Here is a 20,040-nt window from a genome sequence, read left to right as displayed (position 1 = left end):
ATCTGCATCGCCGCAACCGTCATCTTCTGGCTCAATCAATGAGTCCTGAGCCTAGGATGCATCAGCGATCAGGCGCGCTGCATCGTGCATATTTCTTGAGTAACTCAAGAAGCAAGTGTCGATTTTGCATCGTTGGCAAATGAGTTATGTGTTTATATACAATGCTTTAGCAAGCAGTAGCCTGTTCACAAGCAGTCAGAGCAGTTCAACAGCCGCCGAAAGCTGGTCGGGGTTCACATCGATGTACCGCTGCGTGACCTGAATACTGGAATGCCCAGCCAAGGCAGCAAGTAACCGGACATTGATGCCCTTGTTGGCCAGTCGCGTGATGAATGAGCGCCTGCCTGAATGACTTGAAGCTCCCGTCAAACCGCATTGCGCATATATGTCGAGGAACAGCTGGCACATGGTGTTGGGCGAAAACTGCCCGCCTTTCTGACTGGCAAACAAAGGATCGCTGGCCCTAGCTGTAGGGGGCACAAATGAACGCAATTCCCGGCGCAGCTTCTGGTTCAGGTAAACAGTCCGTGTCACGCCGCCCTTGGTTTGCGACCGGTCCAGTGCAAACTGATCCCGAATTTGCCCATCACCCCCACGCACATCGCCAACTGCGAGTGCAGCTATCTCTTTGGCCCGAAGTCCCAGGTGGAAGCTGACCATGATGATTGCGCGATCACGTGCGGCATGTCGCCTTGTAGCGCAGTGCGCCATGACCAGTTTGAGTTCTGTGTCGTTGAGTGTGCGCGCCTGCTTCATTTTCACAAAACCTCATATAATCAATGCATTGAGTATATAATGTTAGGTTATGTTTAGTCTACCGATTTGGTGGAGTAAGGAAGTCCAAGGACTTCAAGGGGTTCATGTGAAACCTAATGGAACATGTATTTCATTAGGTTAAATGCTCGCCGCTGCGCAGCTTGCATACGGCTGCTGGTTGCCTGTCCCTCAGCTTCGCTTCGTGTCCGCAACCTTTGCCGATGTTCTTCAGCTTCGTTTGGATTGTCAGGTTCAAATTGGAAGCAGTGGGTCAGGTTTTGTATGAAGCCTTGCATCATGCATGTCTCATAACCCGATTATGAAGTTTACCATGAAGTTTACCATTGAGCGTTATCGTTGAGCGTTATCATTGAGCATTATCATTGAGCATTATCATTGAGTTTGAACAGCTTATGTTATTCACACCACCACTAAAGCGCTGAAAACCCGTTTCAGCACATTGTAGGTGATCCGAAGATCGTAAACGCTGTTGGGGGCAGTGCAAACACCATGTGCTTGCTGGCAAGGCGCTCCAATGTGTTGCTGCTCTTGCCCTGTCCCGCCAGCTATGTGCGCATCAGCTGACTAAAATGCGCTCCAGCCCATGCTTGATGCTGTAGTATGTGGCGTTGGCAGCTTCAGTGCTGTCGCCCACTGTCTTGATGTCCACGGCATATTCGCCATTCATGATCCAAGGATTGCCTGCCGCTGTGCAGCATATGGCCATGCGGAAGTCTTCTTCGGAGACGTCGTAGGGTTTGGCAATGCTGAGGTGCAGATGATTGCGCACGCCGTGCTTGCCGCCTTCCACTGCGCAAGTGCTTGGCAGCATGGGTTGGTATCGATCCCATGCCACACGCGGTGTCAGGCGTTTCGACAGGCTGCGCATGAATGATAGATGCACATTGCTGTAAATCGTGTCGTCGCCTTGCAACCATGTGTAGCCGTGATGCTCACCTTGAATTTGCCGTGCTTGGCACAGCGACAGCGTGATGAAATGCGTGGGGCGAACATGGGCCAGCAGGGCTTGTGTCATGCGGTCTTTGCCGGACAGCGTTGGCCTTGAGCCAATTTCGGAATGTTTCATGTGAAGTCCTTGATAAATAAGCTTGGCAGCGAACGCGTGGCAGCACTCCAGACAAGCTCAGTTATTTATCAACGGGGACATGAAGCATGCAGAAAACGGTTATAAATGAGATATTTGAGCTGCTGCGCGACATTCGGGCAGTGGACAGCGAAAGCGAGTTTAGCCGCGACTGGCTGGGCCGCAGCGAATGCTATCTGCGCACATTACGGTTCAAGAAAGCCGAGCCCAGCGTTGCCACCATCGCTATCTGCGCCAGCAAGTTGCAGCACTACGGCCATCAGTTGGTTCAACAGGATCGTCATCGCAAAATCGGCGAACGTTTCCTTGCGCTAAGCCAGCAGTGCCACGCACAGATCAACCAGCAGAGCAGGGCGATGTGGCTCTAAGAAATCAGCCCAAGGTACCATTATAACACATTAAAATCAGATATTTGATTGTCTACCGGAAAGGCTGACTGCCCAGCAAAATTCCAGCTGCGCAGATTTCGCGCATCTCATAATCTCGGTCTGGGTGGTTTTCTTCACCGTGGCACGCGTTTTCTCAGCAACAGCCCATGCCTAAAATCCTGCAATATCAGGCAATTTTTGCCGCGCTATATGACTGGGCACAAAATGCGCAGACACCACAGGCAGGCTATGCGCAGATACTTATGGCCTGCGGACCTCGTTCCACTGCTGTTGCAATTGGCAGACGAGCTGTTGATGTCGTTGTTGCCACGCTGCGGTGTTTTGGGTCTCATGGGCAATGTGCTGTGATGTTTTGCTGCGGCGTTGCGCGGTCAAAGGGCTCTGGGAAAATTCGTAAAATCTCATGCCCATATTTAGCCACGTGTTATCTTGAGTTACTCAATATTCCTCGGCCAGCATGACGGTGAGCACCCGGCATGTTACGGCGGGATCGCTGGCGTCGGGTGAATGCATGAGCAAGTCTACGTCGAAATAGTCAAACTTCCAGAACACGAGCTGGCCCGCAAACTCGAAGCTGCCAAAGTCGTGCTCGCCATATGGATCATTGCGCTCATTGAAGTCAGTGTAACTGCACACCTTCTCGAAAACCTCGCCCACGTTGCCCAAGTCAGCAACGCCCTGCGTCATAACCACGCGGCAGTCGGATAGAGTTGTACGTGCTGCATCGTTGAGGCGCGCGATGGCGGCGCTGTTGTCGTCCCCCATTAGCCGACCCTCGTGTAATTGAGCACATTGCCCCGACCATAAAGTGTTTCGCCAATCTGCTTGGCGGCCAAGGCATTGTCGGCGTGCACGATTGTGTTGGTGGTCTGGGTCTGGGAAATACGCACCCAGAGACGGTATTGTTGCATGGCATGCTCCTGCATCGTCGTTGTCGATGCTCGCAGCATATTGCCAGGTGGCCCAGCGGCCTACCGGAAAGGTGATATTATCACATAATATCAGGAGGTTGAGTGATTTCGTTTTCTTGAGTAACTCAAGATCCTTGTGGCCGATTAGGTCGTAACGATTACGCCATCCTTGGACACGAAATAGCCCGCCAGCGCATTGGAGATCATGATGTCGGTGTCGATGTGGAAGTATGTACGTTCAATCTGCGTAACGCTGGTTCCGCACATTTTGGCGACATTGCCGTAGCTCAGGCCGGACTTGATTCGGTCGGTGATGAAGTAGTGCCGGAAGCTGTAGGGTACGAGATTGCGAGTTTCGCGATTTTTGACCTCTGACTTCGCCAAGGCCCACGCAAATGTTTCAAGGATGTCGTGCTCCTTGATCATTGTCTTGCCGTTTCGGCTGAAAATGAGGCAGTCTGCAAGCTGCTGTTTGCCCAGAAGGGGCTTCATGATCTTGAGTATGTTGTCGAACAGCTCGTCGTCTTGAACATAGAAGATACGGCGTTGGCGGACCTTGGATGTTTCCGCACGAACGGTGATGACAACGACCGGGATTTCTTCTTCGTTGCCCTCGGCACCCGTGATCACGGTGTCGAAGCGTATGTCACCCCAAGTCAACTGCCGTTGCTCGCCAGTGCGCAACCCAGTTATCGAAGCCACCATAAGATAGTACGCGGTGATGAACCTTGTGAGATTACGACGGTTGGCGAGGTCTTTGGCCACCTCGGTCGCCTCATTGAACAGCGACTTGCGCAGTGCAGTGATCTCTTCGGGTGTGAAGGTAGCGCGCCGGATTGCCTCTTCGTCGTTTAAAATGCGCGGCAGCTTTTTGAAGTCGAATTCGCGGATGGTGACTTCGTTGCGCTTGTAGAGCCATTCCATCATGGCGTTGATTGAGCTTTGCTCGTTCTTGATGGTGGACAGACTGGCGCCGCCCTTGCCGCTCTCTTCGGACCGATGGTGGTAATAATTTTCGCAGTCAGTGCACTCCAGCTCTTTGAGCTTGGTCTTGGCACCGATGAAGTTCAGCCAGTGGTTGAGGTGGATGCGAATCGTACCATAGCGGCCTTTGACGATCAGGCCCGCAGTCACGTCCTTGTTGCGTTGCTCAAGATACATGTCGACGCCTTCTTTCGCTGTCAGCGAGAAGTACGTTTTGCCTATCGTTTGGTTGGCTTTGATCTGGTGGAAGACTTCTTTGCCTTTGGCGATGGCAGCGTCACGGTTTCGAGTGCGCAGACTGACACGGGCGTACTTGTCTTCGCGTTCCAGCCACATGCGGAATTGCCAGAATTCGCCGCGCTTCTGGATCAAAGCCTCGTCAAAAATGACGACTTCATCTTCTGAAAACTGCTTCTTTTTCAGGCCCATACACTGCCCCGTCTGTGTGCCCTTACGGGGTGCGAACACTATGGTCAGTAGCAGTTTCGCACCTGCGTAAGGTTTCGTGTAACATTGTTGCCGTGGAGCTTGAAAAGCAACAACAAAATTTCAATGTGAAAGTTTTGTGTAAGTTTTTTATTGTTTATTTTCAATGTCTTGAGTCAATTTTGTCACTCCCATTCAATCGTACCCGGCGGCTTGCTGGTATAGTCATAGACCACGCGGTTGATGCCCTTCACCTCGTTGACGATGCGCGTGGCCACGCGGGAGAGGAAGGCGGCATCGAACGGGTAGATGTCAGCCGTCATGCCATCGGTGCTGGTTACGGCGCGCAGCGCGCAGACGCAGTCATAGGTGCGGAAATCGCCCATCACGCCCACGGTCTTGACCGGCAGCAGCACGGCGAAGGCCTGCCAGATCGCATCGTAAAGCCCGGCGTTGCGGATCTCTTCGAGGTATATCGCATCGGCCTTGCGCAGGATATCGCAGCGTTCCTTGGTCACTTCGCCGGGGATACGGATCGCAAGGCCCGGGCCGGGGAAGGGGTGGCGGCCCACGAACACATCGGGCAGGCCCAGTTCGCGGCCCAGCGCACGCACTTCGTCTTTGAACAGTTCACGTAAGGGTTCGACCAGCTTCATGTTCATGCGTTCGGGCAGGCCGCCGACGTTATGGTGGCTCTTGATCGTGACCGAAGGCCCGCCGGTAAAGCTGACAGATTCGATCACATCGGGATAGAGCGTGCCCTGCGCCAAAAAGTCTGCGCCACCCACCTGGCGGGCTTCGGCTTCGAACACATCAATGAAGGTTTTGCCGATGAACTTGCGCTTGGCTTCGGGATCAGTGACGCCTGCAAGGCCGCCAAGGAACAGCGGCGAGACATCCTTGTGGACCAACGGGATGTTGTAGTGATTGCGGAACAGCGAAACGACCTGTTCAGCCTCACCCATACGCATCAACCCGTGATCGACGAACACGCAGGTCAACTGATCACCAATAGCTTCGTGGATAAGCACGGCTGCCACCGCCGAATCGACCCCGCCCGAAAGCCCGCAAATCACGCGGCTGGAGCCGACCTGCTCGCGGATTTCGGCAATCTTGGTCTTGCGGAATTCGGCCATTGTCCAGTCGCCGGTGCAGCCACACACATGGCGCACGAAATTGGCGATCAGCTTGCCACCATCGGGGGTGTGGACCACTTCGGGGTGGAACTGTGTGCCGTAATACTTCTTTTCATCGTTTGCGATCACCGCAAACGGCGCGCCATCCGATACTGCAACGATGCGGAAGCCGGGGGCGAATTGCGTCACCTTGTCGCCGTGGCTCATCCACACCTGATGGCGTTCGTTTACAGACCAAAGCCCGTCAAACAGCACGCAAGGTTCGGTGACGGTCAGAAACGCGCGGCCAAATTCGCCTGAATCGCCGGGCTCTACTTTGCCGCCAAGCTGCTCGCTCATCACTTGCTGGCCATAGCAGATGCCAAGGATCGGCAGGCCTGAATCGAACAGCACTTGCGGCGCACGCGGGGAACCATCGGCGGGAACGCTGGCGGGCGATCCCGACAGGATAATGCCGCTGGGCTTCATCCGGTGGAACGCGGCTTCGGCCTGCGTATAGGGTGCGATTTCGGAATAGACCCCCGCTTCGCGCACGCGCCGCGCAATTAGCTGGGTTACCTGGCTGCCGAAGTCGACAATGAGGATCGATTCTGAAGGTTGAATGCTCATGGCGTGCCGATAAGGACAAGGGCGGTTTCTGTCCAGACGGCCCATCAAATGTGACAATTGCGTTACATGCAACTGTAAGTGCTCCGTTCGCACTTGCAGCATACGTCATTCGGCGTATTGGCGACGGCAGTTCTGATGCTTCCAGCGCCACCCTGCCGGACCCGACGAACTGAGAGGATGCTTGCTAAGGTGAATCCCAACAGGAGGAACACCCATGCGTAGTTTTATCACTGCCGCGCTTCCGATCATCCTGGCTGCTGGTCTCAGCAGCATGATGTTCACCGCCACGCTCGCCTGAGCTGACGGATATACCGCGACAAATCAACAAAAGCGGCCACCCCCAGCGGGTGGCCGTTTTGTTTTTTTTGGACCATATAGTTTCTTGTGCAAGCGCGCTAATCTGCCGCGCATATGACAATAACCCGCTTTGCCCCCAGCCCCAACGGCCCGCTCCATCTGGGTCACGCGTTTTCCGCAATCGCTTCTCATGACCGCGCGATGCGCGATAGCGGCGAATTTCTGCTGCGAATCGAAGATATCGATGGCGCGCGCTCCCGCCCTGAACTGGCCGACGAATTCCGTGCCGATCTGGCTTGGCTGGGCCTTGCCTGCCGCGAAGTCCCCGCGCAATCGCAGCGTATCGCCAGCTATCGCGCCGCCGCCGATAATCTGCGCGCGATGGGATTGCTCTACCCGTGCACCTGCACCCGCGCCGAAATTGCCGCCGCCGCGCATACCCAAGGGCCGGACGGACCGATCTATCCCGGCACTTGCCTGCGCCGGGGAGCCCGCCCCAACACCGAGGCCGCGTGGCGGCTGGATATAGAGCAGGCGGCGATCCTTGCAGGCCCGCTGGAATGGACCGATGAGCGGCGCGGGGTGCAGCAGGCCCGCCCCGAAATGTTCGGTGATGTCGTGCTTTGGCGCAAGGATGCGCCCGCCAGCTATCACCTTGCAGCCACGCTTGATGATGCTGCCGACGGTGTCACGCATGTGACGCGCGGGGTGGATTTATTTCACGCCAGCCACATCCACCGCTTACTGCAACACTTGCTCGGCCTGCCCGTGCCAACATGGCATCACCATCCCGTGCTGGTCGAATCCGACGGGCGCAAATTGGCCAAGCGCCGCGATGCCCCCGCCATTGCCGATCGCCGCCGCGCCGGAGAGGATGGTCGTGCCGTGGCTGCCGAAGTGCGCTCTGCCCTCTTTGACACTGGCATTTCCCAGTCAGACGCTTTAACTCTTCAACCATGAGCTATTATTTTCTGGTCCCGCTGATAATGTTTTTCGTCGCGATGACGGTCATCTCGCTCGTCCGCGGAATTATCGCCTTCCTCAAGACGACCGAGGCGGACCTGAAAAGCGATCCGGCCAATGGCGCTACGGATATGCAGATCCTGCAAAACAGGATGATGTTCAATCGCATCAAGTATCAGGGTATGGCCGTTGTTGCCGTGGCCGTGCTGATGGCCATGTCGCGCTAAACCCTGCCGGTCAAAACCAATGGTAAAACTCAACAAGATCTACACCCGCACCGGGGATGATGGCACAACCGGCCTCGTCGATGGTTCGCGCCGCACTAAGTTCGATGCACGCATGCAGGCCATCGGCGAAGTCGATGAAGCCAATAGCGCCATCGGCTTGGCCGTCATTGCAGCGTCACCGCAAACCGCACTCGATCTTCAGCGCGTCCAGAACGACCTGTTTGATCTCGGCGCCGATTTGGCCACGCCCGGTGATGATTTTGCGCCATCCGAAATGGTCCTGCGCGTGGTGCAAAGCCAAGTCGATTGGTTGGAAGCTGCGATTGATGCGCTGAACGAAACGCTGCCCCCGCTTGCCAGCTTCATCCTGCCGGGTGGTTCAGAAGCCGCCGCACGCATCCACGTCGCGCGCGCCACGGTTCGCCGGTCTGAACGCGCCGCTGTGGAACTCGACAATGTCGAAGCGGTGAACCCGCTGGTTCTGGCCTATCTCAACCGGCTGTCGGATTATCTGTTCGTGCTCGCCCGCGCCACCAATGCCGGCAATGATCCGCTGTGGGTGCCGGGCGCTTCGCGATAAATCCGGTCCAGCCTCTTGCTTGGGGCAGGTAGACTCGGCTTCCCACCCTCGCTAGGCACCGGCGCATTGCTATGCACGACGAGGATTTTTTCATGATCAGAACGGTTGCAGTCATCGGCGCAGGCCAGATGGGTTCGGGCATTGCGCAAGTATCGGCGCAAGCGGGCATGAAAGTGCTGCTGGGCGATGTCTCGGTCGAACTGGCCGACAAGGCGCGCGACAAGATCGCCAAGGGCCTCGCCAAGCTGGTTGAAAAGGGCAAGGTCGATGCAGCGCTGGCCGCATCCACCGTCGCCAACCTCCACAGCTTTTCAGATCACGCCGCGCTGGCCGAAGCCGATCTGGTGATCGAAGCCGCAACCGAGCGTGAAGACATCAAGCACAAGATTTTTGAATCGGCCGGCAAGCACCTCGCGTCGCACGCAGTGATGGCATCGAACACCTCGTCGATCCCGATCACGCGCATGGCCGTGTCATCGCCCGATCCTGCACGCTTCATCGGCATCCACTTCTTCAATCCGGTGCCCCTGATGAAACTGGTCGAGGTCATCCCCGGCCTTGCCACATCGGTTGGCACGATTGATCTGGTGCGCGGCTTTGTTGGCGATATCGGCAAGGAAATCGTGCTCTCGCAAGATGAGCCCGGCTTCATCGTCAACCGCATTTTCGTGCCCTTTATCAATGAAGCCGCCTTCGTGCTCGGCAGCGGCACCGGTTCGGTGGTGGACATTGACAAGGGTGTTAAGCTTGGCCTCAATCATCCGATGGGGCCGCTGGAACTGGCCGATTTCATCGGACTGGATACCCTGCTTGAAATCATGAAGATCTACCTCGCCTCAACCGGCGATCCCAAGTACCGCCCTGCGCCGCTGCTGCAAAAGTATGTCGAAGCAGGCTGGCTTGGCCGCAAATCGGGCCGCGGCTTTTACGATTATTCGGGCGAAACGCCCGTGCCGACTCGGTAGTCGCGGAACAGGCGGTCGATCAGGGCGTAGTCTTCTCGACCAAGGAGACACGCCATGACCGATCGCACCACCCCGCCACCCGAAACCGTCAATACCGAACAGGAAGATGGCGAGGCTCAGGCCCAGACCGTTGCCGCCGACGCCTTGGCGGGCGGCACCAGCCTGCTCGGTGATCACGGCGATACCGAGCATGCGCCCGGCGGCCTCAGCGACAACAATTCAGACATGCCCGATCTGGTCGATCACATGAACCAGATGGTCAGCAGCGGCGTGATTGATATGAGCGCCTATCGCGGCGAACGCAGCGATGATGACGAAGAGGGCATGTTGGGCCAAAGCGGCATAGACGACGATAGCCCGCACGGGGCGTAGAGCCAGCGGCAAAAACCGCGTTTAGCTCTATTTTCACCCTGCCCCAAGGCAGGGCTGTCCCTTGGCGGCAAAGCTTGGCATAGCGCAGGGCATGAACAGCGCTTTTGCTTCTGCCCTCGCGATGACGGTCATTGTCGCTTTGCGCTATCTTGCCACCAGCGGGCTATTTGCGTGGATGACGCATAAAGTGCGGCCCGGACTTTATCGCGGGCTGGGCACACAGATCCGTTCGGAAATCATCTGGAGCCTTGCTACGGCGGCGATCTATGGCGTGCCCGCCGGGATCATTGCGTGGGGTTGGCAACAGCGCGGCTGGACCCGGATTTACACTAACCCGCTGGACTATCCGCTTTGGTGGATGCCGCTGTCGTTGCTGGCGTACCTCGTGATCCATGATACCTGGTTTTACTGGACGCACCGCTGGATGCACCGCCCTGCCGTATTCCGGCAAGTCCATGCCATCCACCACGCAAGCCGGCCGCCCACGGCATGGGCGGCGATGAACTTTCACCCCATCGAAGCGGCGATTGTCTCGCTGCTGATCCCCGCGCTGGTGTTCGTCATCCCGATCCACATCGGCATGGTGGGTATGGTGTTGCTGGTGATGACCGTGATGGGCGTGACCAACCATATGGGCTGGGAGATTTTCCCCAAGGCCCTTGTTCATTCAAGGTTGGGAGGTTGGCTGATAACGGCAAGCCACCATAACCGCCATCATGAGCAATATCGCTGCAACTACGGCCTCTATTTCCGTTTTTGGGACCGTCTTTGCGGCACAGACAAGGGACTATCTGCCCCATGAAACGCCTAACCACGCTGCTGCCCCTGTTGTTGCTGGGCAATTCGCCCGGCGCCACCACCATCTCGGTTGAACTGACTGGCTTGCGCAACAAAACCGGGATGGTCCATTTGTGCATGACCGCCGTGCCCAAGCTCTTTCCCGAAGGCTGTGATAAAGATCCTGCCCGGCGGGTGGTATCGGTCAAGACCAGCGATGCTGGAACGCTGGTCATTCCGGATGTTGCACCGGGGCGCTATGCTATCGTTTTGCTGCATGATGAAAACAGCAACAAGAAAATGGACAAGACACTGTTCCTGCCTAAAGAAGGCTTCGGTTTTTCACGCGATGCGCCGGTCAAGATGGCAGCGCCCAAATTTGACGCTGCCGTATTCAGCGTAACCGCAGGCAAGCCCCTCCGGATGACCATGAAGGTCCGCTACATCTAGTGCCGGTAACAGCGCCTTCGAACTCTGGCGGAGCGCTGGCTCCATTTCATTATCCGGCCTTCCGCGCAATCTGGTTGGCCAACCTGTTTTCGAGCATCGGCGCGATGGTCCAGTCTGTCGGCGCGGCATGGCTGATGACCGAATTGACGACCTCGCACTTGATGGTGGCGCTGGTTCAGGCATCGGCCACTATCCCGATCCTGTTGCTGGGCATTTTTGCAGGCGCGATTGCCGACAACTTTGACCGCCGCCGCGTGATGCTGGTAGCCCAAACCGGCATGCTGGTGGTTTCAGGGGTGCTCGCGGCGCTTTCATGGAGTGGGAACATCGGCCCGTGGTCCTTGCTGATCCTGACGCTGATGGTGGGCATTGGCACGGCGGCGAATGCACCTGCGTGGCAGGCCTCGGTCCGGTTGCAAGTGGCACCGCATGATTTGCCGCAAGCCATTTCGCTCAATGCCATATCGTTCAATCTGGCGCGCAGTGTTGGCCCGGCGCTGGGCGGTATTCTGATCTCGTTATGGAGCACCAGCCTGGCCTTCGGACTGAACACGGTCAGTTATATCGGGATGATTACGGTACTGATGATGTGGCGACCCGAAGCCCAGGTACGGCGCAAAGAGCCGATGCTGGTAGCAATCGGGCGCGGCATGCGGTTTTGCGCCGACTCATCACCCATCCGCAAAGTGCTATTGCGCGGACTTGCCATCGGCCTTGGTGCAGCAGGTTTGCAAGCACTGATGCCCAGCATCGCGCGCGACATTCTGCGCGGCGATGAACTGGATTACGGGATGATGCTGGGCGCATTCGGCATAGGCTCCATCGTGACAGCACTCTGGGTGGCGAAAATGCGGCGGAGGTTTGGCAGTGAAGCGATTGTCACCAGCGCGACGATCATTCTGGCTACGGCGCTGGTAATGCTGGCATCGGCGGCAAGCTTGCTTTTGGCGGTCGCCGCCTCATTCATCGGCGGAATGGGCTGGGTGGCGGCGATGACCAGCCTGAATGTGGCGATGCAATTGCGCAGCCCCGAGGATATTCTGGGGCGCTGCTTATCGATTTATCAAGCCATCACGTTTGGCGGGATGGCGCTGGGGGCATGGGTCTGGGGCATGATCGCCGATGCCGCCAGCCTTGGCACCGCGCTCTATATTGCCGCCTTATGGCTTGTGCTGACACTTGCCTTGCACTTTTTTGCCCCTATGCCGACGCGCGAAGAAGGCATCCTTGCTGTTGTTCCGGAGAAGCGCCCGTGACCGTAGATTCCCGCCCCATACGCTCTGTCCTCTATATGCCCGCCAGCAATGCGCGTGCGATGGCCAAGGCGCGGACGCTGGATTGCGATGCCGTGGCGCTCGATCTGGAAGATGCCGTTGCGCCCGAAGCCAAGGCCGATGCGCGCGCGGCATTGGTGGCGGAAACGCTCGCAGGCGAGTTTGGCCACCGCCGCCTGATTGCGCGGATCAATGCGCTGTCAACGCCGTGGGGCCATGATGATCTCAATGCGCTGGGAGCAGCACCGGTAGAAGCAGTGCTGGCCCCCAAGGTGGATGATGCCGCCGACATCGTCACCCTGTCCCAAGCGATGGACGAGGCAGGCTTTGCACCGGAAGTTGCGCTGTGGGTGATGATCGAAACGCCGCGCGCCGTGCTGGCGCTGGAACGCATCGCGGCTTGTGCTGCCACCACACGGCTCAAAGGCTTTGTGCTGGGCCTCAACGATCTGGCCAAGGACAGCGGCATTGCGCAACTTCCGGGCCGCGCCGCATTTGTGCCGGTACTGACCTTGGCCGTGCTGGCGGCGCGCGCCAATGGCTTGATCATCCTTGATGGGGTGTGCAACGCGATTGAGGACACGGCGCTGCTTGAGGCCGAGTGCATACAGGCACGCGATTCGGGGTTCGATGGCAAAACGCTGATTCACCCGGCGCAACTCGGGGTATGCAATAGGGTTTTCGCGCCAACTGAAACGGATATTGCCGAAGCCCAAAGCATTGTTGCCGCCTTTGCCGATCCGGCGAATGCGGGCAAAGGCGCGCTGCGCGTTAACGGAAAAATGGCGGAATTGCTGCATCTTGCCCAGGCAGAACGGCTGCTGGCCAAAGCACAGGCCATCGCGGCACGCGGATAACGGCACCACACGCGGATGATATCGCACATTCCCTCTGGCGCAACTTAAGCACATTTTTACAAAGTTGCGCCAAACCGGTCCCACACAAGGGATTTGGTGAGCCTGATGGATACGCTACGCGGATTTGACCGGAATGATGACGATACGGAGCTCGATCTGTCGGGTTTCGAGGACGAAATCATCAGCGAACCGCCGCCGCCACCCGTCGGGCAGGACGAGCGTCGCATGCAGGTGCGCGCCTACAACTATTGGGCAGGCCTACTGGGTGACCGCACCTTCCCCGCCGTCGCCACCTTGCTCGATGGCGTCTACCCCGATTTTGCCGCCAACGCCGTGCTGCTTCACTTTGACGATGGCATTGAAGACCCAGCAATCAAATTTGTCGGCACCAAGCTGGCCGACGAATGCGGCACGGAATGCTCGATTGAACGGCTCAGCCAGGTTCCGGGCCGTTCGCTGCTTTCGCGCATTACCGATCACTACATGCAGATCATCGCCAATCAGGCGCCGATCGGCTTCGAGGCCGAATTCGTCAACCAGCATGGCCGCACAATCCTGTATCGCGGGATACTGCTGCCATTCTCGTCCGATGATTTGCAGATCGATTACATCATGGGCGTGATCAACTGGAAAGAGCTGGCAGATCAAACCACGACCGACGAACTGCTGCTGGCAATCGGGCAAGTACTCGATGCGCCGAAGCCCAAGATACTGCCGCGCCGCTCGCTGATCGAGACCAATGACGTTTGGGCCGATGGCCCGGCCGTGCTTGACCTTGAGGCCTTTTCGGAAAGTGTATTTGGCCCGGAACCTGCCTTTGGCCCCGAACCCGCTTTCGGGACTGATGGGGGTTTTGCGCTGGATGACGGCATCATGCCGGCCTTTGTGGCCTTGCCGCAGGACGAGCCCGAAGCACTGGCAGATTGGCTGGCTTCGGCGCGTGACCTGGCGCGCGTTGCCCATTCCAGCGAAGACCGCACCCGCAGCGCGCTCTACGCCGCGATTGGTCGGGCTTGGGACTTTGCACTGGCCGCCCAAAACGCGCCCGATGATTTTGCCAAACTTCTGGATGATGCAGGCCTGACAGTGCAGGACCGCGCGCCGATGACCCCGGTCGTCAAACTGGTGTTTGGCGCAGATTACGACAAGACGCGCCTGACCGAATATGCCGCCGCCCTCACCCATGCCCAGCGCATCGGCCTGAACCGTGGCGAACTGGGGCGCTACTTGGCCGAAGCCGCAGGCGGATTGAAGGGCGTGGTCAACACCGAACGCCGGATGCGGCGCGAGGAAGCAGGCAGGGCGCTTGCAAAGCGCGGGCCGGATGCGCTGGCGGAATCGCTGCGCGCCTTGCCCCAACGCCAGATTGCGGAAATCGCACCGGCAGACGGGGCAGAATTCGCGTTGGTTCTGGTGCGTCGTCTTGAAAGTGGCGAAATCGCGATGATTGGTGAGGTGATGGATGACCCCGCCCTGTTTGAACGCGCCGCCCGAAATCTCATAGCCGGTTAGCACACTTCCCGCCCTGCCCTGGCCCTGCTAACCCCGGCAGATGAGAAGGACTACACGGGGCAAGTTGCGCATGGGATGGATCGGCTGGACGGCGCTTACGCTGGTCCTGCTTGGCACGATCGGCTTTTTCGCTTTTCAACATGCATTGAAAAATAATGCCGTGGCCGTGCTGAATGGCGCAGACAAACTGCTGAACGGCGGCGATGGCGCAATCCGGCCAGTGGCCGCCGCACAATTTGGCCCCGACCCTGCGCAAAAGTTGGAAATGTTCGTGCCCCAAGGCGCGCAAGGCAATCTGCCGATTGTCCTATTCATCCACGGTGGTGGTTGGGCCAATGGCGATCCGCATGACTATCGCTTCATCGCCCGCACCCTTTGTGCGCAGGGCTATGCCGTGGTGCTGGCAGGATACCGCCTCTATCCAAAAGCGCGCTTTCCAGCGATGCTCGAAGATGGCGCAGGCGCGTTGCGCTGGGTGCATGATAATGCCGCAAAGCAAGGCGGCGATCCGGCGCGGATTGTGTTGATGGGCCATTCTGCCGGAGCCTATAACGTGGCGATGATCACGCTTGATCCGCAATGGCTGAAGCGCGTGGGGCTGGATGACCGAGCCATCCGGGGCACGGTGGCGCTGGCCGGACCGTTCGATTTCTTGCCCTTCGATACCGACGCCACGATCAACAGCTTTGGCCAAGCCCTTGATCCGGCGCTGACCCAGCCCATCACCTTCGTGCGCGCCGATGCACCACCGATGCTGCTGGTAACAGGCAATGTCGACACAAGGGTAAAGCCGCGCAATTCCAAAGCGCTGGCGCAGCGGATGACCGAAGCCGGAGTGCCCAACACCCCCGTTCTGCTGGAAGGCGTGACCCACGAAGGCATCATCATGCAGTTTGCCAAGCCGTTTTCCCGCGATACCCGCGCACTTGATGCGGTGCTGCCGTTTCTGGCGAAAGTCACTGCCTTGCAATCTTCTCCGCCCTCTTCAGTTGCTGTTAAGGCCGCGGCCCGATAATCGAGGACTTGTGATCACGCGCGCACCCTTGTTGAACCGGCTTTTGGCCAAACTGGCAGCAGGCTTTGCCGCGCTGGCGCTGTGCCTTCAGCCCGCCGCCGCGCAATCGGTGCTGCGCGATGCCGAAACCGAAGCGCTGTTTCGCGATGCGGGTGCGCCGATCTTCAAAGCCGCCGGGTTTGACCCGCGCGCCATCGATATGGTTCTGCTCAACGATGGTTCGATCAACGCTTTCGTAGCCGGCGGACAGGCGATCTACATTCATTCTGGCCTCATCAGCGCAGCCGATAACGTCAACGAACTTCAAGGCGTGATAGCGCACGAACTGGGCCATATCACCGGCGGCCACATCATACGCTTTGATGAAGGGATGAAGCCCGCCACCGGGATCACCGTGCTCAGCCTGTTGTTGGGCGGTCTTGCCGCCGCTGCCGGTTCGCCCGATGCAGCGATGGGCGTGTTTATGGCTGGACAGCAAGCCGCCATGGGCAAGTTTCTGGCGTTCAGCCGCGCGCAGGAATCATCGGCAGATGCCGCTGGCGCAGACTTCCTTGCCAAGGCGGGCATTTCCGGGCGCGGCTCGATCGAATTCTTCAAAAAGCTGCAAAATCAGGAATTCCGCTATGGCTATAACGCCAGCGCCAACCCTGATGCCGAATTCTATCGCACTCACCCGATGACATCGGACCGGCTAACCACCCTGCAAGATGTCTATGAGCGCGACCCGGCGTGGAACACTCCGGCCCCTGCCGATCTGCAAGCGCGGTTCCAGCGCGTGAAGGCCAAGCTCTATGGCTATCTGGCTGATCCGCAAGACACGTTGCGGACGTATCCTGCCTATCTGACCGACACGCCCGCCCGCTATGCCCGCGCTTATGCCTTTCACAAGGAGGCCTATGCCGACAAGGCTTTAGACGAGACCAAGGCCCTGATCGCGCAAGACCCGGCGAACCCCTATTTCCTTGAACTGGAAGGGCAAATCCTGCTGGAATCGGGCCGTCCTGCCGAAGCGCTTGAGCCTTTGCGCAAAGCCACCGCGCAAACCGGCAATGAACCGCTGATCGCAACCGCCTTCGGCCACGCCCTGCTTGCGACGGAAGATGCCGACAATCTTGCCGAAGCCGAAAAAGTGCTCAAAAACGCGGTCGCGCGCGACAAAGACAACCCCTTTGCATGGTATCAGCTGGGCGTGGTCTATCAGGCGCGCGGCGATATCCCGCGCGCGCGCCTGGCCAGCGCCGAACAGCAATTGATGAACATGCGCCTGCCAGAAGCGCTGCGCAGCGCCGAAGCGGCAGAAGCTGCGCTTCCCAAAGGCTCGCCCGATTGGCTGCGCGCACAAGACATTGCGATGTCGGTACGCGCGATCATTGAGCGGCGGCGCAAGTCACGCTAGGATGCAAAGTAATGGCTGAAAATCAACCCCGGCGCATTGGCGCTTTCGTCCTTGTTGCCGCGTTGTTTGCGGTTGGTGGAGCAGGCGCTGGATGGTGGTTTGAAAGCCAGCGTTCCTCCGGCGGTGAGGGCAGCGATGCCCAGCTTGAAGCCTCGCTTGCCAGCGCTGGCATCGATGGCAAAGAGCGTGCGGCCATCGAAGGCTTGGTGCGCGAGTATATTCTTCAGCATCCCGAAGTGCTGCCCGAGGCGATGGAACGCCTGCAACAGCGTGAATCTGCTGCGCAAATTGCACCGATGCGCGGTGCATTGGAAACACCTTTCCCCGGCGCGGTACTGGGCAATCCCGATGGTAAAGTAACGCTGGTCGAATTCACCGACTTTGCCTGCACCTATTGCCGCCAAAGCATGAAAGCGCTGGAAGGCCTGATCGCGAAGAACCCCGATCTGCGCGTCGTCATCCGCGAATTGCCGATCATCGCGCCCGAAAGCGGGCCTGCCGCGCGCATGGCGCTGGCCGCTGCGGCTCAGGGCAAGTACCCCGCCTATCACAAGTTGATGTTCGAAGGCCCGCGCCCGAGCGAGGAAAGCATTGTGGCTGCCGCCAGCGCTGCCGGAATCGATCTTGCCGCTGCGCGCGGCTTTGGCGCAAGCAAAGGCGTGGAAGAAGAGCTGAAGCGCAATCTGGAAGTGGCCCGCCAATTGGGCGTCAACGGCACACCGGCATGGGTCATTGGCGACAGGATCATCTCCGGCGCAGTGCCCGCAGCCGATTTGCAGGCTGCAATTGACACAGCCCGCAAGGGATGACCGCCGCTTCTAAGGCTAGCTTCCCTGACCGCTAACCGTTACAACCCCTTCATGGCTGCCCTGCCGTTCAGACCAACGCCGTTTTTCGGCAACAAGAACCGCGCTTTCTGGCGTTTGCAGTTCCTTGGCTGGGGCGGCGCAATGCTGCTGCGCGCGGTATCGTCCATCGCCAATGCGCAGCCGTGGTCGTTCCTGGTCATCGTGGTGATCGCCACGATCACCGGCTTTTCGATCTCGCTGATCCTTTCGGTTATTTACCGCGCCGTGATGAACCGGCGTCCGATCATCACCTGGGGCGTCACTGCACTGGTGCTGTCACTAGCGGTGGGGCTTTATGCCTTCATCGATTCATGGGTGATCAGCTTGTACCGGCAGGATGGCGATGCCAGCTTTGCCCAGTTGTTCATCGGCGTATTCTACCTGGATCTCACGCTGCTGATTTCATGGACCGGGCTGTATTATGCGATCAATTTCTTCCTTCAGGTGGAAGAACAGAACGATCAGCTGATGCGGCTGGAAGCACAGGCCACCAGTGCCCAACTGGCGATGCTGCGCTACCAGCTCAACCCGCATTTCCTGTTCAATACGCTCAATTCCATATCGACACTGGTCTTGCTCAAGCAGACCGAACCGGCCAACGCGATGCTCTCGCGCCTCTCCTCGTTCCTGCGCTACACGTTGGTCAACGAACCCACCGCGCGCGTCACCGTGGCGCAAGAGATCGAGACACTGAAGCTCTATCTCGACATTGAGTTGATGCGCTTTGAAGAGCGCCTGCGCACCGAATTCCGCATTGATGATGCGGTGAGCAATGCGCTGATGCCATCGCTTTTGCTGCAACCGCTGGTTGAAAATGCGATCAAATATGCGGTCAGTCCGCTGGAATACGGCGCAGAAATTACGGTTGAGGCGCAACTCGTCGGCTCCATGCTACGGGTTACCGTGTCTGATACCGGACCGGGCTTGCAACCGGGGACCGATCCTTCAACGGTGTTTGGCGCAAGCACTGACTCAACCGGGATCGGCCTTGCCAACATTCGCGATCGATTGGGGCAGGCCTATGGCGAGAACCAGCGCTTCGACATTTCCAATCGTCCAGAAGGCGGGTTTCAAGTTGTGCTAGAGCTACCGTTTGAAGCACGCGAACCACTGCCTGCTACTATCCCGGCGCGCCGCCCCATGGGGATATCGGCATGATTTGGGGAACCATTCACGGGGGCAAAACGTGATCCATAAGGGAACCGCATGACCATCCGAACGATCCTCGTCGACGACGAAAAACTGGCCATTCAGGGCCTGCAATTGCGGCTTGAGGCCTTCCCTGATGTCGAAGTGATCGACACCTGCTCGAACGGGCGCGAGGCGATCCGCAAGATCAAGACCGAAAAGCCCGATCTGGTGTTCTGCGATATCCAGATGCCCGGCTTCGATGGCTTTTCGGTGGTCAAAGGCGTGATGGAAATCGATCCGCCGCTGTTCGTCTTCGTCACCGCCTATTCCGAACACGCGATCAAGGCGTTTGAGGCAAACGCGGTCGATTACCTGCTCAAGCCGGTGGATGTAGACCGCCTTGCCGATGCGCTTGACCGCGCGCGCACCCGCCTTGCCGAAAAGCGCGGCCGTGAAGAGGCCGACAAGCTCAAGATCGTGCTCGCCGAAGTTGCGCCCGATGCGATGCCCGATAGCGAAGACGAGGGCGAGCCGGTAGCGGGCCGCTTTGAAAAGCTGATCAACATCAAGGATCGCGGGCAGATTTTCCGCGTGGACGTGGACACGATCGAACGCATCGAAGCGGCGGGCGATTACATGTGCATCTACACCGGCGATAACTCGCTGATCCTGCGCGAGACGATGAAAGACCTTGAGCGCCGCCTTGATCCGCGCGTGTTCCAGCGCGTCCACCGCTCCAAGATCGTCAACCTCGATCAGGTCCGTCAGGTACGCCCGCACACCAACGGCGAATGCTTCCTCGTGCTGGAATCAGGGGCCGAGGTGAAAGTTTCACGCTCCTACCGCGATGTGGTGGCGCGCTTCGTTCACTGATCGGTCCCGCTTTTTCGGCGAAGCCCTATTGGTTCACGCAGAGACGCAGAGAAGAAAGGGACGCGCAGAGAGGCTGCGTAGTTTTCTCCGCGTCTCTCCTTCTTCTCTGCGTCTCTGCGTGAAACAAAATTAAACCCCACCGGTCGTGTCTCGACTTCGCTCGACACGAACGGTGGGGATGATATTG

At 58.2% G+C, this 20,040-nt stretch carries 22 protein-coding genes; 16 read left to right on the top strand and 6 right to left on the bottom strand.

Annotated features, from left to right (window positions below; translation table 11 throughout):
• Positions 1-195: 195 nt before the first annotated feature.
• Together IP81_RS06510 and IP81_RS06505 are read right to left on the bottom strand one after the other, a co-directional pair.
• Entirely contained in the window at positions 196-756 is a 561-nt protein-coding gene (locus IP81_RS06510) for a tyrosine-type recombinase/integrase (protein WP_054107175.1), read from the bottom strand.
• Positions 757-1,333: 577 nt separating this feature from the next.
• A complete protein-coding gene (locus IP81_RS06505; protein ID WP_157573107.1) occupies positions 1,334-1,843 on the bottom strand; it encodes a hypothetical protein in 510 nt (169 codons plus the stop codon).
• Between the two features lie 86 nt (positions 1,844-1,929).
• On the opposite strand from IP81_RS06505, the gene IP81_RS06500 reads away from it, so the two are divergent.
• Entirely contained in the window at positions 1,930-2,229 is a 300-nt protein-coding gene (locus tag IP81_RS06500; protein ID WP_054107173.1) for a DUF6626 family protein, read from the top strand.
• Between the two features lie 459 nt (positions 2,230-2,688).
• On the opposite strand, the gene IP81_RS06495 is transcribed toward IP81_RS06500, so the two are convergent.
• The 4 genes from IP81_RS06495 to guaA form a co-directional block, all read right to left on the bottom strand.
• Positions 2,689-3,015, bottom strand: a complete 327-nt coding sequence (locus tag IP81_RS06495; RefSeq protein WP_054107172.1) for a DUF3768 domain-containing protein — start codon at positions 3,013-3,015, stop codon at positions 2,689-2,691.
• Entirely contained in the window at positions 3,015-3,161 is a 147-nt protein-coding gene (locus IP81_RS06490; RefSeq protein ID WP_157573106.1) for a hypothetical protein, read from the bottom strand. The genes IP81_RS06495 and IP81_RS06490 overlap by 1 nt, the downstream gene beginning before the upstream one ends.
• Before the next feature lie 144 nt (positions 3,162-3,305).
• On the bottom strand, positions 3,306-4,574 hold the full coding sequence (locus IP81_RS06485) for a tyrosine-type recombinase/integrase (protein WP_054107170.1): 1,269 nt from the start codon (positions 4,572-4,574) through the stop codon (positions 3,306-3,308).
• A 182-nt stretch (positions 4,575-4,756) separates the two neighbouring features.
• A complete protein-coding gene (guaA, locus tag IP81_RS06480) occupies positions 4,757-6,316 on the bottom strand; it encodes a glutamine-hydrolyzing GMP synthase (protein WP_054107169.1) in 1,560 nt (519 codons plus the stop codon).
• Between the two features lie 411 nt (positions 6,317-6,727).
• Between guaA and gluQRS the strand changes: the two genes are divergently transcribed.
• The 15 genes from gluQRS (at position 6,728) to IP81_RS06405 (ending at position 19,853) form a co-directional block, all read left to right on the top strand.
• Positions 6,728-7,573, top strand: coding sequence for a tRNA glutamyl-Q(34) synthetase GluQRS (gluQRS, locus tag IP81_RS06475; protein WP_054107168.1), 846 nt, complete (start codon positions 6,728-6,730; stop codon positions 7,571-7,573).
• Positions 7,570-7,803, top strand: a complete 234-nt coding sequence (locus IP81_RS06470) for an HIG1 domain-containing protein (RefSeq protein ID WP_054107167.1) — start codon at positions 7,570-7,572, stop codon at positions 7,801-7,803. The genes gluQRS and IP81_RS06470 overlap by 4 nt, the downstream gene beginning before the upstream one ends.
• Before the next feature lie 19 nt (positions 7,804-7,822).
• Positions 7,823-8,383: a cob(I)yrinic acid a,c-diamide adenosyltransferase gene (locus IP81_RS06465; RefSeq protein WP_054107166.1), complete on the top strand. Its 561-nt coding sequence runs from the start codon at positions 7,823-7,825 to the stop codon at positions 8,381-8,383.
• Between the two features lie 92 nt (positions 8,384-8,475).
• Positions 8,476-9,348, top strand: coding sequence for a 3-hydroxyacyl-CoA dehydrogenase NAD-binding domain-containing protein (locus IP81_RS06460; protein WP_054107187.1), 873 nt, complete (start codon positions 8,476-8,478; stop codon positions 9,346-9,348).
• 54 nt (positions 9,349-9,402) lie between these two features.
• A complete protein-coding gene (locus IP81_RS06455) occupies positions 9,403-9,720 on the top strand; it encodes a hypothetical protein (protein ID WP_054107165.1) in 318 nt (105 codons plus the stop codon).
• A gap of 91 nt (positions 9,721-9,811) precedes the next feature.
• A complete protein-coding gene (locus IP81_RS06450; RefSeq protein WP_054107186.1) occupies positions 9,812-10,522 on the top strand; it encodes a sterol desaturase family protein in 711 nt (236 codons plus the stop codon).
• Positions 10,519-10,947 (top strand): DUF2141 domain-containing protein, encoded by a 429-nt coding sequence (locus tag IP81_RS06445; protein WP_054107164.1) that lies wholly within the window; start codon positions 10,519-10,521, stop codon positions 10,945-10,947. Before IP81_RS06450 ends, IP81_RS06445 begins: the two co-directional genes overlap by 4 nt.
• A complete protein-coding gene (locus IP81_RS06440; RefSeq protein WP_054107163.1) occupies positions 10,947-12,203 on the top strand; it encodes an MFS transporter in 1,257 nt (418 codons plus the stop codon). The genes IP81_RS06445 and IP81_RS06440 overlap by 1 nt, the downstream gene beginning before the upstream one ends.
• Positions 12,200-13,078, top strand: coding sequence for a CoA ester lyase (locus tag IP81_RS06435; protein WP_054107162.1), 879 nt, complete (start codon positions 12,200-12,202; stop codon positions 13,076-13,078). Before IP81_RS06440 ends, IP81_RS06435 begins: the two co-directional genes overlap by 4 nt.
• 105 nt (positions 13,079-13,183) lie before the next feature.
• Positions 13,184-14,590, top strand: a complete 1,407-nt coding sequence (locus IP81_RS06430) for a hypothetical protein (protein ID WP_054107161.1) — start codon at positions 13,184-13,186, stop codon at positions 14,588-14,590.
• A gap of 70 nt (positions 14,591-14,660) precedes the next feature.
• Positions 14,661-15,605, top strand: coding sequence for an alpha/beta hydrolase (locus IP81_RS06425; RefSeq protein ID WP_054107160.1), 945 nt, complete (start codon positions 14,661-14,663; stop codon positions 15,603-15,605).
• A 10-nt stretch (positions 15,606-15,615) separates the two neighbouring features.
• Entirely contained in the window at positions 15,616-17,001 is a 1,386-nt protein-coding gene (locus tag IP81_RS06420; RefSeq protein ID WP_369800713.1) for a M48 family metalloprotease, read from the top strand.
• A gap of 11 nt (positions 17,002-17,012) precedes the next feature.
• Positions 17,013-17,810, top strand: a complete 798-nt coding sequence (locus tag IP81_RS06415) for a DsbA family protein (RefSeq protein ID WP_054107159.1) — start codon at positions 17,013-17,015, stop codon at positions 17,808-17,810.
• A gap of 51 nt (positions 17,811-17,861) precedes the next feature.
• On the top strand, positions 17,862-19,007 hold the full coding sequence (locus IP81_RS06410) for a sensor histidine kinase (RefSeq protein ID WP_054107158.1): 1,146 nt from the start codon (positions 17,862-17,864) through the stop codon (positions 19,005-19,007).
• Between the two features lie 48 nt (positions 19,008-19,055).
• Positions 19,056-19,853 carry a LytTR family DNA-binding domain-containing protein gene (locus IP81_RS06405; RefSeq protein WP_054107157.1) on the top strand — a complete coding sequence of 266 codons (798 nt, stop codon included), beginning with the start codon at positions 19,056-19,058 and terminating at the stop codon, positions 19,851-19,853.
• Positions 19,854-20,040 lie beyond the last annotated feature (187 nt).

It is taken from the genome of Novosphingobium sp. AAP83, assembly GCF_001295795.1.
Classification (GTDB): Bacteria; Pseudomonadota; Alphaproteobacteria; order Sphingomonadales; family Sphingomonadaceae; genus Novosphingobium.
The sequence above is the reverse complement of the archived record's forward strand: the minus strand, read 5'-3'. Positions and strand labels throughout refer to the sequence as shown.

What these genes read in the sequence shown, in the direction of transcription:
- IP81_RS06450 (WP_054107186.1), top strand. Translation starts at nt 9,812, where the DNA reads ATGAACAGCGCTTTTGCTTCTGCCCTCGCGATGACGGTCATTGTCGCT.
- IP81_RS06465 (WP_054107166.1), top strand. Translation starts at nt 7,823, where the DNA reads ATGGTAAAACTCAACAAGATCTACACCCGCACCGGGGATGATGGCACA.
- IP81_RS06430 (WP_054107161.1), top strand. Translation starts at nt 13,184, where the DNA reads ATGGATACGCTACGCGGATTTGACCGGAATGATGACGATACGGAGCTC.
- gluQRS (WP_054107168.1), top strand. Translation starts at nt 6,728, where the DNA reads ATGACAATAACCCGCTTTGCCCCCAGCCCCAACGGCCCGCTCCATCTG.
- IP81_RS06505 (WP_157573107.1), bottom strand. Translation starts at nt 1,843, where the DNA reads ATGAAACATTCCGAAATTGGCTCAAGGCCAACGCTGTCCGGCAAAGAC.
- IP81_RS06460 (WP_054107187.1), top strand. Translation starts at nt 8,476, where the DNA reads ATGATCAGAACGGTTGCAGTCATCGGCGCAGGCCAGATGGGTTCGGGC.
- IP81_RS06490 (WP_157573106.1), bottom strand. Translation starts at nt 3,161, where the DNA reads ATGCAACAATACCGTCTCTGGGTGCGTATTTCCCAGACCCAGACCACC.
- IP81_RS06470 (WP_054107167.1), top strand. Translation starts at nt 7,570, where the DNA reads ATGAGCTATTATTTTCTGGTCCCGCTGATAATGTTTTTCGTCGCGATG.
- IP81_RS06415 (WP_054107159.1), top strand. Translation starts at nt 17,013, where the DNA reads ATGGCTGAAAATCAACCCCGGCGCATTGGCGCTTTCGTCCTTGTTGCC.
- IP81_RS06485 (WP_054107170.1), bottom strand. Translation starts at nt 4,574, where the DNA reads ATGGGCCTGAAAAAGAAGCAGTTTTCAGAAGATGAAGTCGTCATTTTT.
- IP81_RS06510 (WP_054107175.1), bottom strand. Translation starts at nt 756, where the DNA reads ATGAAGCAGGCGCGCACACTCAACGACACAGAACTCAAACTGGTCATG.
- guaA (WP_054107169.1), bottom strand. Translation starts at nt 6,316, where the DNA reads ATGAGCATTCAACCTTCAGAATCGATCCTCATTGTCGACTTCGGCAGC.
- IP81_RS06405 (WP_054107157.1), top strand. Translation starts at nt 19,056, where the DNA reads ATGACCATCCGAACGATCCTCGTCGACGACGAAAAACTGGCCATTCAG.
- IP81_RS06495 (WP_054107172.1), bottom strand. Translation starts at nt 3,015, where the DNA reads ATGGGGGACGACAACAGCGCCGCCATCGCGCGCCTCAACGATGCAGCA.
- IP81_RS06445 (WP_054107164.1), top strand. Translation starts at nt 10,519, where the DNA reads ATGAAACGCCTAACCACGCTGCTGCCCCTGTTGTTGCTGGGCAATTCG.
- IP81_RS06410 (WP_054107158.1), top strand. Translation starts at nt 17,862, where the DNA reads ATGGCTGCCCTGCCGTTCAGACCAACGCCGTTTTTCGGCAACAAGAAC.
- IP81_RS06500 (WP_054107173.1), top strand. Translation starts at nt 1,930, where the DNA reads ATGCAGAAAACGGTTATAAATGAGATATTTGAGCTGCTGCGCGACATT.
- IP81_RS06425 (WP_054107160.1), top strand. Translation starts at nt 14,661, where the DNA reads ATGGGATGGATCGGCTGGACGGCGCTTACGCTGGTCCTGCTTGGCACG.
- IP81_RS06455 (WP_054107165.1), top strand. Translation starts at nt 9,403, where the DNA reads ATGACCGATCGCACCACCCCGCCACCCGAAACCGTCAATACCGAACAG.